Origin of the sequence: Streptomyces sp. NRRL WC-3605, from assembly GCF_001509795.1 — a bacterium.
In the GTDB taxonomy this organism is placed as follows: Bacteria; Actinomycetota; Actinomycetes; order Streptomycetales; family Streptomycetaceae; genus Streptomyces; species Streptomyces viridochromogenes.
The window spans coordinates 13,058-26,388 of sequence record NZ_LLZN01000113.1 but is presented as its reverse complement, the minus strand read 5'-3'; the positions used below and the strand labels follow the sequence as shown (position 1 = coordinate 26,388).

11 protein-coding genes are annotated in these 13,331 nt (G+C 68.9%); 1 reads left to right on the top strand and 10 read right to left on the bottom strand.

Annotation, left to right across the window (positions count from 1 at the left end):
• Positions 1 to 8 precede the first annotated feature (8 nt).
• From mreC to ADL34_RS32620, 6 genes are all read right to left on the bottom strand, one after another.
• Entirely contained in the window at positions 9 to 1,031 is a 1,023-nt protein-coding gene (gene mreC, locus ADL34_RS32645; RefSeq protein WP_062669912.1) for a rod shape-determining protein MreC, read from the bottom strand.
• 147 nt (positions 1,032 to 1,178) lie between these two features.
• On the bottom strand, positions 1,179 to 2,198 hold the full coding sequence (locus tag ADL34_RS32640) for a rod shape-determining protein (protein WP_004001297.1): 1,020 nt from the start codon (positions 2,196 to 2,198) through the stop codon (positions 1,179 to 1,181).
• Positions 2,199 to 2,465: 267 nt separating this feature from the next.
• Entirely contained in the window at positions 2,466 to 2,879 is a 414-nt protein-coding gene (gene ndk / locus ADL34_RS32635) for a nucleoside-diphosphate kinase (protein WP_062669910.1), read from the bottom strand.
• Positions 2,880 to 2,944: 65 nt separating this feature from the next.
• Entirely contained in the window at positions 2,945 to 3,301 is a 357-nt protein-coding gene (locus ADL34_RS32630; RefSeq protein ID WP_062669908.1) for a DUF4233 domain-containing protein, read from the bottom strand.
• A 7-nt stretch (positions 3,302 to 3,308) separates the two neighbouring features.
• Complete coding sequence (folC, locus tag ADL34_RS32625) at positions 3,309 to 4,811, bottom strand: bifunctional tetrahydrofolate synthase/dihydrofolate synthase (protein ID WP_062669906.1); 1,503 nt, start codon at positions 4,809 to 4,811, stop codon at positions 3,309 to 3,311.
• 145 nt (positions 4,812 to 4,956) lie between these two features.
• On the bottom strand, positions 4,957 to 7,581 hold the full coding sequence (locus ADL34_RS32620; RefSeq protein ID WP_062669904.1) for a valine--tRNA ligase: 2,625 nt from the start codon (positions 7,579 to 7,581) through the stop codon (positions 4,957 to 4,959).
• A gap of 136 nt (positions 7,582 to 7,717) precedes the next feature.
• Between ADL34_RS32620 and ADL34_RS32615 the strand changes: the two genes are divergently transcribed.
• Positions 7,718 to 8,659, top strand: coding sequence for a hypothetical protein (locus ADL34_RS32615; protein ID WP_062669902.1), 942 nt, complete (start codon positions 7,718 to 7,720; stop codon positions 8,657 to 8,659).
• A 73-nt stretch (positions 8,660 to 8,732) separates the two neighbouring features.
• Here ADL34_RS32615 and clpX read toward each other — a convergent pair whose 3' ends face one another.
• The 4 genes from clpX to tig all read right to left on the bottom strand — a co-directional run bounded on the left by clpX (position 8,733) and on the right by tig (position 13,199).
• A complete protein-coding gene (gene clpX / locus ADL34_RS32610; protein WP_062669900.1) occupies positions 8,733 to 10,016 on the bottom strand; it encodes an ATP-dependent Clp protease ATP-binding subunit ClpX in 1,284 nt (427 codons plus the stop codon).
• A gap of 177 nt (positions 10,017 to 10,193) precedes the next feature.
• Positions 10,194 to 10,874, bottom strand: a complete 681-nt coding sequence (locus ADL34_RS32605) for an ATP-dependent Clp protease proteolytic subunit (RefSeq protein WP_062669898.1) — start codon at positions 10,872 to 10,874, stop codon at positions 10,194 to 10,196.
• A gap of 52 nt (positions 10,875 to 10,926) precedes the next feature.
• Positions 10,927 to 11,535: an ATP-dependent Clp protease proteolytic subunit gene (locus tag ADL34_RS32600; protein WP_055570713.1), complete on the bottom strand. Its 609-nt coding sequence runs from the start codon at positions 11,533 to 11,535 to the stop codon at positions 10,927 to 10,929.
• 269 nt (positions 11,536 to 11,804) lie between these two features.
• Complete coding sequence (tig, locus tag ADL34_RS32595) at positions 11,805 to 13,199, bottom strand: trigger factor (protein ID WP_062669896.1); 1,395 nt, start codon at positions 13,197 to 13,199, stop codon at positions 11,805 to 11,807.
• Positions 13,200 to 13,331: the final 132 nt, after the last annotated feature.

Here is a 13,331-nt window from a genome sequence, read left to right as displayed (position 1 = left end):
CTCAGCTCCTACTGGTCTTGCTCGTACTGGTACAGGTCGTCGGCGCGGGGCTGGAGGCCCCCGGCCAGGGGCTGGTCCTGGGTGTCGCCCTGCTGCTGTTGCCCGCCGCCGTCCTGCACCTCGGCGCCCGGCGTCACGGTCACCGTGACGGTCGGCGTGGGCTTCGGCTTCGGCTTGGCGGGCAGCACCGTGTCGCGCGGGTCCTTCTTCGGCGCCTGGACGACGACGCCGACGACGTCGAGCTTGGAGAAGCCGACGTACGGCGTGACGTACAGGGTGCGGGTCAGGCCGCCGCCGGACGGGTCGACACGGGAGACGACGCCGACCGGGACACCGGGGACGAACGGCTTGTCGGCCTGCGAGCCGAAGGTGACGAGACGGTCGCCCTTCTTCACCTCGGCCTTGCCGTTGAGGAGTTCGACCCGCAGCGGGCGGTCTCCCTGACCGGAGGCGAAGCCGAGCTCGTCGCTGGCCTCCATGCGGGTGCCGACGGTGAAGTCGGGGTCGTTGGCGAGCAGGACCGTCGCGGTGTTCGGGCCGACGGTGGTGACGCGGCCGACCAGTCCGTCGCCGTTCAGGACGGTCATGTCGCGCTGGAGGCCGTCGTTGGCGCCGGCGTCGATGGTGATGGTCCAGGAGAAGCCCTGGGCCGCTCCTATCGCGATGACCTGGGCGCCCTTGATGCCGTACTGGCCCTCGCCCGCGACCTTCAGCATCTTGTCGAGCTGCTTGAGGCGGCTGCGGCTGCGGTCGTCGCTGCCGAGCTTCGCCTTGAGGGCGGCGTTCTCCTGCTCGAGCCGGGCGAGCCGGTCGTGGCGCTCACCGGAGTCGCGGATGGCGGAGACGGCGTTGCCGACCGGGTTCACCGCGGCCGACACGCCGTCCTCGACCGGGCCGAAGACCGCGGCGGCGGCCTGGCGGGCACCGTCGACCGGGGAGTCCTCACCGCCGCGGATGTCCACCGTGATCAGTGCGAACGCGATGGCGACCAGCAGCACCAGGAGCAGCCGGCTCTCTCGTGTGTCCCTCACGTGCGGCGGCCGTGCCCTTCCTCATTGGAATGTGCGGGGGTTGGGGTGTTCAGCTGTGCGGAGGCATATGCGCGAGCTTAAGCCTCCGAATCGACGATCCGCCGCACGAGAGGAGATCATCTCGTACGGCGGAACGAAAGAGTTACGTCATCTGCGCGGCTGGGCGTCGAGCACCTGCTGCAGCGCCTCGAACTCCTCGACGCACTTGCCGGAGCCGAGCGCCACGCTGTCCAGCGGGTCCTCGGCGATGTGGATCGGCATGCCCGTCTCGCGGCGCAGCCGCTCGTCGAGACCGCGCAGCAGGGCGCCGCCGCCGGTCAGAACGATTCCTCGGTCCATGATGTCGCCGGACAGCTCCGGCGGGCACTTGTCGAGGGTCGTCTTGACCGCGTCCACGATGGCGTTGACCGGTTCCTCGATGGCCTTGCGCACTTCGGCCGCGGAGATGACGACGGTCTTCGGCAGCCCGGAGACGAGGTCCCGGCCGCGGATTTCGGTGTGCTCGTCGGAGTCGAGGTCGTACGCGGAGCCGATCGTGATCTTGATCTGTTCGGCCGTGCGCTCACCCAGCAGAAGGGAGTACTCCTTCTTGATGTGCTGGATGATCGCGTTGTCCAGCTCGTCGCCCGCGACCCGGATGGACTGGGCGGTGACGATGCCGCCGAGGGAGATGACCGCGACCTCCGTGGTGCCGCCGCCGATGTCCACCACCATGTTGCCCGTGGCCTCGTGGACCGGCAGGCCGGAGCCGATGGCCGCGGCCATGGGCTCCTCGATGATGTGCACCTGGCGGGCGCCGGCCTGGGACGACGCCTCGATGACGGCGCGGCGCTCGACGCCGGTGATGCCCGAGGGCACACAGACGACGACCCGGGGACGAGCGAGATACCGCCGCTTGTGGATCTTCAGGATGAAGTAGCGGAGCATCCGCTCGGTGATCTCGAAGTCGGCGATCACGCCGTCCTTCAGCGGCCGTACGGCCACGATGTTGCCCGGCGTGCGCCCGATCATCTTCTTCGCCTCGGCGCCGACCGCGAGGATGCCACCGGTGTTCGTGTTGATCGCGACGACGGACGGCTCGTTGAGTACGATCCCGCGACCCCTGACGTACACCAGCGTGTTGGCGGTCCCGAGGTCGACAGCCATGTCACGGCCGATGAACGACATTGAGTTCCCCATCAGGATTCGTCTGGCCTTCCTGGGAGCGTTTGACGGCATTTCAGGACGGCGAAGTGGGTGCTGTGACGTGAAGGCTTCCATCGTAGACGCGCCTGCACGAACACTGCGGGAGGGTCTCCGCCATTGTCAGCAGATGGCGAGGCGCCCCGCTTGTGGAGACGGTCCATCGGGGGCACTCGTTCCCCCGATCGCCCGGCATATGCCACGGGCGGCAGATTACCTGGGGCCGCCCCTCTTGGGGAGCGGCCGGGGGGATCAGGCTCGGCCGGGGAAGAAGATCTTGACCTCGCGCTCGGCGGACTCCTCGGAGTCCGAGGCGTGGATCAGGTTCTCCCGCACGATGACGCCGTAGTCGCCGCGGATCGAACCGGGCGCGGCGGCGATCGGGTCGGTCGGCCCGGCCAGCTGGCGCAGCCCCTCGATGACCCGCTCGCCCTCGACGATCAGGGCGACGACCGGACCGGACGCCATGAACTCCACGAGCGGCTCGTAGAAGGGCTTGCCCTTGTGCTCGCCGTAGTGCTGCTCCAGCGTGTCCTGGTCCAGGGAGCGCAGCTCCAGCGCGGTGATCTGCCAGCCGGCCTTGCGCTCGATACGGCTGATGATCTCGCCGGTCAGGCCCCGCCGGACGGCGTCGGGCTTGAGCAGGACGAGGGTGCGCTGGGTCACGGGAGGGCTCCTTCTTACTGCCGGTGTGCGGTGGGAAGAGGTTACAGGGCGTGTCCAGGCGCCCGTTACGCAGCGTCAGGTGTGGAGGAGTCCGCCTGCGCGGCGAATCTCGCCTTCGCCTCGTCGACCTTGCGGCCGTAGTGCACCGAGGCCCACCACAGGGCCGCGAAGACCACGCCCAGGATGAACATCATGGGCACGATGAAGCCGGACGCGATCAGCGCGACCTGCAGGGCCCAGCCCAGCGCCACGCCGCCGGGGCGGGTCACCAGGCCGCACAGCAGCACGCACAGGAACATCGCGATGCCGCTGACCGTCCACACCGTCGCCATGGACAGGTCCGGGTCCTTCATGGCGACCAGACCGGCGAAGCCGATGACGAAGAACTCGCCGATCAGCGTCGAGGAACAGAGCGTACGCATCTCGGACTCAGCCCTTCCCGAGCAGCAGCCGGGCTTCGCCGACCGTGATGACGGAGCCGGTGACGAGGACGCCGCCGCCGGTGAACTCGCCCTCCTCCTCGGCCAGCGTGATCGCGGCCTCCAGGGCGTCCGGCAGCCGCGGCTCGACCTGGACGCGCTCGTCGCCGAACACCTCGACGGCGATGGCCGCGAGTTCGTCGGCGTCCATGGCGCGGTGCGAGCTGTTCTGGGTGACGACGACCTCGGCGAAGATCGGCTCGAACGCCTCCAGCAGGCCCCGGACGTTCTTGTCGCCGCTCGCGCCGACGACGCCGATCAGCCGGCTGAAGTCGAAGGCCTCACCGATCGCGTCGGCGGTCACACGGGCGCCCGCCGGGTTGTGCGCGGCGTCCAGCACGACGGTCGGGGAGCGCCGGACGACCTCCATACGGCCCGGGGAGGAGACGGCGGCGAACGCCTTGCGGACGGTGTCGATGTCCAGCGGCTCGGCGCGGGCGGCGCCGACCCCGAAGAACGCCTCGACGGCGGCGAGGGCGACCGCCGCGTTGTGCGCCTGGTGGGCGCCATGCAGCGGGAGGTAGACCTCGGGGTACTCGCCGCCCAGGCCGCGCAGGGTGACGACTTGCCCGCCGACGGCGACCTGGCGGGCGACGACCCCGAACTCCAGGCCCTCGCGGGCCACGGTGGCGTCGACCTCGACGGCCTTCTTCAGCAGCACCTGCGCGGCGTCCACCGGCTGCTGGGCCATGATCACGGTGGCGCCCTGCTTGACGATCCCGGCCTTCTCCCCGGCGATCTCGCCGGGGGTGGTGCCGAGCCGGTCGGTGTGGTCGAGGTCGATCGGCGTCACGACGGCGACATCCGCGTCGATGACGTTCGTGGCGTCCCAGGAGCCGCCCATGCCGACCTCGACGACGGCGACGTCGACGGGCGCGTCCGCGAAGGCGGCGTACGCCATGCCCGTGAGCACCTCGAAGAACGACAGGCGGAACTCCTGCGAGGAGTCGACCATCTCGATGTACGGCCTGATGTCCTGGTACGTCTCGATGAACCGCTCGGCGGAGACGGGGGCGCCGTCCAGGCTGATCCGCTCGGTGATCGACTGGACGTGCGGCGAGGTGTAGCGCCCGGTGCGCAGCTCGAAGGCGCCGAGCAGGGCCTCGATCATGCGGGCGGTCGACGTCTTGCCGTTGGTCCCGGTGATGTGGATCGACGGGTACGACCGCTGGGGCTCGCCCAGGAGGTCCATGAGCGCGGCGATACGGGCGACCGAGGGCTCCAGCTTGGTCTCGCCCCAGCGGGTCGCCAGCTCCGCCTCGACCTCACGCAGGGCCTTGTCGACCTCGGGGTCCTCGGGGCGGGCGGGCACGTCCGCCTGCTGAGGGCCGCCCTGGGTGCGCAGAGTGCGGCTGCCGGCCTCGATGACGGCGAGGTCGGGGTCGCGGTCGGTCTCCTCCGCGATGATCTCGTCGAAGAGGTCGAGTGGGTCGGGCTCGTTCTGGTCGCTCACGGGGCCAGTCTACGGAGGCCGACTGACAGAGCGCCCAGGGAGTGGGGGTGGCGCCGGGGACGGACGGTTCCCCGTGCCCCGATCCGGTGTACGGCAAGGCCTCCGGTGCCCGAGAGCACCGGGGGCCTCCTGGCCGTCGTAGCCCCTACGCCTGCGGCAGGCGCTCCAGCTGGGCCGTGATGCGGGCGATGTCCTCGTCCGCCTTCGCGAGGCGGCCGCGGATCTTGTCGACCACCTGGTCGGGGGCCTTCGCGAGGAACGCCTCGTTGCCGAGCTTGGCCGTGGCCTGCGCCTTCTCCTTCTCGGCGGCGGCGAGGTCCTTGGCCAGGCGCTTGCGCTCGGCCGCGACGTCGATCACGCCGGACAGGTCGAGGGCGACCTCCGCGCCCGCGACCGGCAGCGTCGCCGTCGCTGTGAAGGCGTCGCCCTCCGGCTGGAGGCGCAGGAGCTGGCGGATGGCCGGCTCGTGCGCGGCGAGGGCCGTGCCGTCCAGGGTCAGCCGGGCCGGGACCCGCTGGCCGGGCTGGAGGCCCTGGTCGGCGCGGAAGCGGCGGACCTCGGTGATGACGGACTGGAGGGACTCGATCTCCCGCTCGGCGCCCTGGTCGCGGAAGCCGCTGTCGGCCGGCCAGTCGGCGATCACGATGGACTCGCCGCCGGTCAGTGTGGTCCACAGGGTCTCGGTGACGAACGGGACCACCGGGTGCAGCAGCTTCAGCGTGACGTCGAGGACCTCGCCGAGGACGCGCTTGCTGACCTCGGCCGCCTCGCCGCCGGCCTGGAACGTCGTCTTGGACAGCTCGACGTACCAGTCGAAGACCTCGTCCCACGCGAAGTGGAACAGGGCGTCGGACAGCTTCGCGAACTGGAAGTCGTCGTAGAGCGCGTCGACTTCGGCGACGACGGAGTTGAGGCGGGACAGGATCCAGCGGTCCGTGGAGGACATCGCCGACGGGTCCGGAAGGGGCCCGTCCACCGTCGCGCCGTTCATCAGCGCGAAGCGGGTGGCGTTCCAGATCTTGTTGGCGAAGTTCCGGGAGCCCTGGACCCAGTCCTCGCCGATCGGGACGTCGACGCCCGGGTTGGCGCCGCGCGCGAGGGTGAAACGGAGCGCGTCGGAGCCGTACTTGTCCATCCAGTCCAGCGGGTTGACCGCGTTGCCGAAGGACTTCGACATCTTCTTGCCGAACTGGTCGCGGACCATGCCGTGCAGGGCGATGGTGTGGAACGGCGGGGTGCCGTCCATCGCGTACAGGCCGAACATCATCATCCGGGCGACCCAGAAGAAGAGGATGTCGTAGCCGGTGACCAGGACGGAGTTCGGGTAGAACTTCTCGAGCGACTGGGTCTGTTCGGGCCAGCCGAGCGTGGAGAACGGCCACAGGCCGGAGGAGAACCAGGTGTCGAGGACGTCGGTGTCCTGACGCCAGCCCTCACCGGTGGGCGGCTCCTCGTCGGGGCCGACGCAGACGACCTCGCCGTTCGGGCCGTACCAGACGGGGATGCGGTGGCCCCACCACAACTGCCGCGAGATGCACCAGTCGTGGAGGTTGTCGACCCAGTCGAAGTACCGCTTCTCCATCTCCTGCGGGTGGATCTTGACGCGGCCGTCGCGGACCGCGTCACCGGCGGCCTTGGCGAGCGGGCCGACCTTGACCCACCACTGCATGGACAGGCGCGGCTCGATGGTGGTCTTGCAGCGCGAGCAGTGGCCGACGGAGTGGACGTACGGCCGCTTCTCGGCGACGATCCGGCCCTCGGCGCGCAGCGCGGCGACGATGGCGGAGCGGGCCTCCAGCCGGTCCAGGCCCTGGAAGGGGCCGTGGGCGGTGATGACCGCGTGCTCGTCCATGATCGTGATGGCCGGCAGGTCGTGACGCTGGCCGATCTCGAAGTCGTTCGGGTCGTGGGCCGGGGTGACCTTGACGGCACCCGTGCCGAACTCGGGGTCGACGTGAGTGTCGGCGACGACCGGGATCGAGCGGTCGGTCAGCGGCAGCTTGATGAGCTTGCCGACCAGGTGCCGGTAGCGCTCGTCGTCGGGGTGGACGGCGACGGCGGTGTCGCCGAGCATCGTCTCGGCGCGGGTCGTGGCGACGACGATGGTGTCGTCGCCGTCGCCGTACTTCATGGAGACGAGCTCGCCGTCGTCGTCCTGGTACTCGACCTCGATGTCGGAGATCGCGGTCAGACAGCGCGGGCACCAGTTGATGATGCGCTCGGCGCGGTAGATCAGCTCGTCGTCGTAGAGGCGCTTGAAGATGGTCTGGACGGCCTGGGACAGGCCCTCGTCCATGGTGAAGCGCTCACGGGACCAGGCGACGCCGTCGCCGAGGCGGCGCATCTGGCCGGAGATCTGGCCGCCGGACTCGCCCTTCCACTTCCAGACGCGCTCGACGAACGCCTCACGGCCGAGGTCGTGGCGGGACTTGCCCTCCTTGCCGAGCTCGCGCTCGACGACGTTCTGCGTGGCGATGCCCGCGTGGTCCATGCCGGGCTGCCACAGCGTCTCGAAGCCCTGCATGCGCTTGCGGCGGGTCAGGGCGTCGATGAGCGTGTGCTCGAAGGCGTGCCCGAGGTGCAGGCTGCCGGTGACGTTCGGCGGCGGGATGACGATGGTGTACGGAGGCTTGTCGCTCTTCTCGTCCGCCTCGAAGTAACCGCGCTCTACCCAGCGCTCGTACAGCGGCCCCTCTACGTCGGCCGGCGCGTACTGGGTCGGCAGTTCGGTGTCGGGCGCTGGTGGCTGCTGCTGAGCGTTCTCGGTCACGAGGTCAGTTTAGGGGTGTCTCGGGCGTGTCCCGAAACGCCTTTGTTCTGTAACGGTGGGCACCCCGATGCCGTGGGACCGACGACTCTGCGCCAGGATGTCAGGAACACATAAGCATCTGGAGGGGAACCCAGAAATGAGCTACAACCAGCCGGGCCCGTACGGCGGGCAGCCCCAGCAGCCCGGCCCGTACGGTCAGCCGGGTCCATACGGCCAGCAGCCGCAGGCGCCCCAGCCCGGTTACGGCTACCCGCAGCAGACGCCGCCGCCCCAGCCGGGCTACGGCTACCCGCAGCAGGCTCCCCAGGGTGTCCCCCCGCAGCAGCCCCCCTACGGCCAGCAGCCGTACAACATGCCGCATCCCCCGCAGCCGTCCGGCGGCGGCAAGAAGACCGGCCTGATCATCGGCGCGGTGGCGGTCGTGGCGGCGATCGGCGTCGGCGCGTACTTCGTCCTGGGCAGCGGTGGCGGCGCGGCCGGCGTGGAGGACGACGGCGCGCACAAGTTGGCCACGCCGGACAAGCTGCTCAGCGAGTACACGCGTGCGACCAAGGTCGGCGAGAACCTCGGCGACTCCAACGACACCGCCGACGACCTGGAGAAGAGCGGCGTCAAGAACGGCAAGAGCGTCGTCGGCGTCTACTCCACGGCGGACCTGAGCTCGTACGACCCCAGCGACCCGAGCTCGACGCCGGATCTGTCCGACCTCGCCACCGCGAAGGGCATCACGTACTTCGGCGCCTACGGCGAGATCGCGGACCCCGAGGCGGCGCTGGACAGGTTCTTCGCCGACTTCAAGAAGTCCGCCGACAAGGACTCCTCCGGTTCCTCCTCGGGCAAGACCAAGCTGGTCGGTGAGGCCGAGTCCGTCGACCTCGACGGCGCGGTCATGAAGTGCCAGGCGGCCCAGGGCACCGACCTGGCCACCAAGAAGGAGAAGACGGACTGGTTCTGCGCGTGGGCCGACTACAGCACCATCGCGATGGTGTCGCCGGGTGACGCGACGAAGGGCATCACCAAGGACATCGCCGTGGACATCACGACGAAGGTCCGCTCGGAGATCCGCGTCAAGGCCTGACGCGGCACCGTCGGAGCAAGCGGAAGGGCCCGGTCTTTCGACCGGGCCCTTCCCCGTTGGTCCGTGGTGGCGGTTACGCCGACTTCTGCTCCCCCGGGCCGCGGCGGGCGTCGCGGGGGATCAGGGTGGGGTTCACGTTCGAGTGGACGACGTCCGCCGTGATGACGACGCGGGCCACGTCCTTGCGGGACGGGACCTCGTACATCACCGACATCAGGACCTCCTCCATGATGGCGCGCAGGCCGCGCGCGCCGGTCTGGCGGAGGATGGCCTGGTCGGCGATGGCCTCCAGCGCCTCGCGCTCGAAGTCCAGCTCGACGCCGTCGAGTTCGAAGAGGCGCTGGTACTGCTTCACCAGCGCGTTGCGCGGCTCGACCAGGATCTGGAGCAGGGCCTCGCGGTCCAGGTTGTGGACCGAGGTGATGACGGGGAGGCGGCCGATGAACTCGGGGATCATGCCGAACTTGACCAGGTCCTCGGGCATGACGTCCTCGAACTGGTCCTTGGACTCCAGCTCCCGCTTGGAGCGGATCGTCGCGCCGAAGCCGATGCCCTTGGCGCCGGCCCGCGACTCGATGATCTTCTCCAGGCCGGCGAACGCGCCACCCACGATGAACAGGACGTTCGTCGTGTCGATCTGGATGAACTCCTGGTGCGGGTGCTTGCGCCCGCCCTGCGGCGGCACGGAGGCCGTGGTGCCCTCGAGGATCTTCAGCAGGGCCTGCTGGACGCCCTCGCCCGACACGTCGCGCGTGATGGAGGGGTTTTCACTCTTCCTCGCGACCTTGTCGATCTCGTCGATGTAGATGATCCCGGTCTCGGCCTTCTTGACGTCGTAGTCGGCGGCCTGGATCAGCTTCAGCAGGATGTTCTCGACGTCCTCGCCGACGTACCCGGCCTCCGTCAGCGCCGTGGCGTCGGCAATGGCGAAGGGGACGTTCAGCATGCGGGCCAGCGTCTGCGCGAGGAGCGTCTTGCCGGAACCCGTCGGACCGAGCAGCAGGATGTTGGACTTCGCCAACTCGATGGCGTCCTCGCGGTTCTGACCGCCGCCGTTCTCGCCGGCCTGGACGCGCTTGTAGTGGTTGTACACGGCCACGGAGAGCGCCTTCTTGGCCGCTTCCTGACCGACCACGTACCCCTCGAGGAACTCGTAGATCTCGCGCGGCTTCGGGAGTTCCTCCCAGCGGACCTCACTGGTCTCCGCGAGCTCTTCCTCGATGATCTCGTTGCAGAGATCGATGCACTCGTCGCAGATGTACACACCAGGGCCTGCGATGAGCTTCTTGACCTGCTTCTGGCTCTTGCCGCAGAACGAGCACTTGAGCAGATCGCCGCCGTCACCGATGCGTGCCACGGTGTGCTTCCCCTTCGCCGTGGAGACGACTGGACATCGCGTCCAGCGGCTCCTGGTGCTGCCTTATGTCGACGGTACCTTGCCTGGGCCCCCGTTCGGGCCCCCCTTGGCGCGGTTCACTTTGACGTGCACCATCCCAAACCGTGCCAAGGGGCAGCAGACGATACCCGGTCCGCGTCAGCGGACGTCGCTGTTGTTCATCTTCCGGGTGGAGATGATCTGGTCGATCAGCCCGTACGACAGCGCGTCCTCGGCCGTGAGGATCTTGTCGCGCTCGATGTCCTCGCGGATCTTCTCGATCGGCGTGGTGGAGTGCTTGGCCAGCATCTCCTCCAGCTGCGCACGCATCCGGAGGATCTCGTTGGCGGCGATCTCCAGGTCGGAGACCTGGCCCCGGCCGGTCTCGCTGTACGGCTGGTGGATCAGCACGCGGGCGTTGGGCAGCGCCATGCGCTTGCCGGGCGTACCGGCGGCCAGCAGGATGGCGGCGGCGGAGGCCGCCTGGCCCATGCAGACCGTCTGGATGTCCGGCTTCACGAACTGCATCGTGTCGTAGATGGCCGTGAGCGCGGTGAAGGAGCCGCCCGGGCTGTTGATGTAGACCGAGATGTCCCGGTCGGGGTCCATCGACTCCAGGCACAGCAGCTGCGCCATGACGTCGTTGGCGGAGGCGTCGTCGATCTGCACGCCGAGGAAGATCACGCGCTCCTCGAAGAGCTTCGCGTACGGGTCGTACTCGCGGATGCCCTGCGAGGTGCGCTCGACGAACCGCGGGATCACATAGCGGGACTCGGCGCGCGGGCCGGTGTACTCGGCCTCGGTGCGGGCGTACAGGCCGCTGCCGGGGAAGTCGTTCACTGTCTGTCTCCTAGGGGCTGTGGCGGTCGGCTGAGGGCTGTGCAGGGGGCCGTCAGGCCGCCCCGGTGCCGCCGCCGCCCGGCATCCCGGCGGCCGTCGGGATGACGTCGTCGATGAGGCCGTACTCCTTGGCCTCGAAAGCGTCGAACCAGCGGTCGCGGTCCGAGTCGCGGGTGATCTGCTCGACCGACTGGCCCGTGTGCTGGGACGTGAGTTCGGCCATGCGCTTCTTGGTGTGCAGCAGCCGCTCGGCGTGGATCTTGATGTCCGAGGCAGAACCGGCCAGACCGGCCGACGGCTGGTGGATCAGGATCTCGGCGTTCGGCAGCGCGAAGCGCTTGCCCGGGGTGCCCGCACTGAGCAGGAACTGCCCCATGGAGGCCGCGAGACCCATGGCGATCGTCACGACGTCGTTCTTGATGAACTGCATGGTGTCGTAGATCGCCATGCCGGCCGTGATCGAGCCGCCGGGGCTGTTGATGTAGAGGTAAATGTCCTTGTCCGGGTCCGCGGCAAGGAGCAGCAGCTGCGCGGTGATCTTGTTCGCGATGTCGTCGTCGACCGGCTGGCCGAGGAAGATGATCCGCTCGTTGAGCAGCCGGTTGTAGACCTGGTCACCGAGGCCACCACCGATGGAAGGCTCACCGGCGGCGGAGGGCATCAGATTCGTCACGTATCCACCTGCTCGTCTTACGACGGCGCCGGGCCGTCTCACGTGTCCTGCGAGGGCAACGGGGACTCCCCTGCCCTCATACTCATGGACCCTAACGCGCTGGTCCCTTCGGGGAATCCCGGAGCGGCAGGTGTTCGCCGGGGGCGTAGCGCCACGGGGTGCGCGGTGGGCGGCGGCGCGCCGGGAGCATGCCGGAAGGGCCCGGGGATCATGTGATCCTCCGGGCCCTTCACAGGTGTACTGGCGCTGCCGCCGGCTCAGCCCTCGGACTTCTCCGCGGCGGACTCGTCGGCGGTGCCCTCGGCGGCCTCGACGGCCTCCGTGGCCTGCTCGACCTCGTCCTCGTCGTCGAGGTCGACGACCTCGCCGTTGGTGTCCTTGACCGTGGCCTTCTCGACCACGACGGCCAGGGCCTTGCCGCGGGCGACCTCGCCGACCAGGAGCGGAACCTGGCCGCCCTCGACGACCGCCTGGGCGAACTGGTCGGGGGACATGCCGGAGGAGGCCGCGCGGCGCATGAGGTGCTCGGTGAGCTCCTCCTGGTTGACGTTCAGCTTCTCCTGCTTGACGAGCTCGTCGAGGACGAACTGCGTCTTGATGCCCTTGACCGCGGCTTCCTTGGTCTCGGCGTCGAACTCCTCCTCGGTCTTGCCCTGGATCTCCAGGTACTTCGCGAGGTCGAGGCCCATCTGGCCGAGCTGGTGGTGCTCGAGGTTGTGCTTACGGGTGTTGATCTCGTCCTCGAGGAGCTTCTCGGGGACGGGCACCTCGACCATCTCCAGCAGCTTCTCCAGGACGCGCTCCTGGGCCTGCGTGGCCTGGTCGTACTGCTTCATGTTCTCGAGGCGCTTGCGGCTGTCCGCCTTGAGCTCGTCGAGGGTGTCGAACTCGGAGGCGAGCTGCGCGAACTCGTCGTCCAGCTCGGGCAGTTCGCGGGCGGCGACCTGGGTGACCTTGACGGTGACCTCGGCCTCCTTGCCGGCCGCCGAGCCGCCCTTGAGTTCGGAGGTGAAGGTGGCCTCGCCACCGGCCTCCAGGCCCTTCACGGCGTCGTCGATGCCGTCCAGCAGCTCGCCGGAGCCGATGGTGTACGAGACACCGCTGGCGATGCCGTCCTCGAGGACCTCGCCGTCGACCTTGGCCTCCAGGTCGATGGTGACGACGTCGCCGTCCTGGGCGGCGCGCTCGACCGGGGAGGTCGACGCGAAGCGCTCGCGCAGCTGCTCGACGGACTTCTCGACGTCGTCGTCGGTGACCTCGACGGCGTCGACCTCGACCTCGATGCCGGAGAAGTCCGGGATCTCGATGGCGGGGCGGACGTCGACCTCGGCGGTGAAGTTCAGCGTCTCGCCGTCCTTCAGCTCGGTGATGTCGACCTCGGGCTGGCCCAGGACGTCGATCTCGGCCTCGTTGACGGCCTCGGTGTAGAACTTCGGAAGCGCGTCGTTGACGGCCTCCTCCAGCACGGCGCCACGACCGAACCGCTGGTCGATGACGCGGGCGGGGATCTTGCCCTTGCGGAAGCCCTTCACCGTGACCTGCTGGTTGATCTTCTTGTACGCCGCGTCGAGGCTGTCCTTGAGCTCCTCGAAGGGCACCTCGACAGTGAGCCGAACCCGGGTCGGGTTCAGGGTCTCCACGGCGCTCTTCACGGTTCGGTCTCCTTGTGGCTGACTTCTCGGGTTCTGCCGGCACCAGACTGGTCCGGCGGATTCGCCGCCCGGAGGACTTCGTGACTTACGGAGAGACACACGGGCGTGCAGCTTGCATAGTAACGGCAGCGA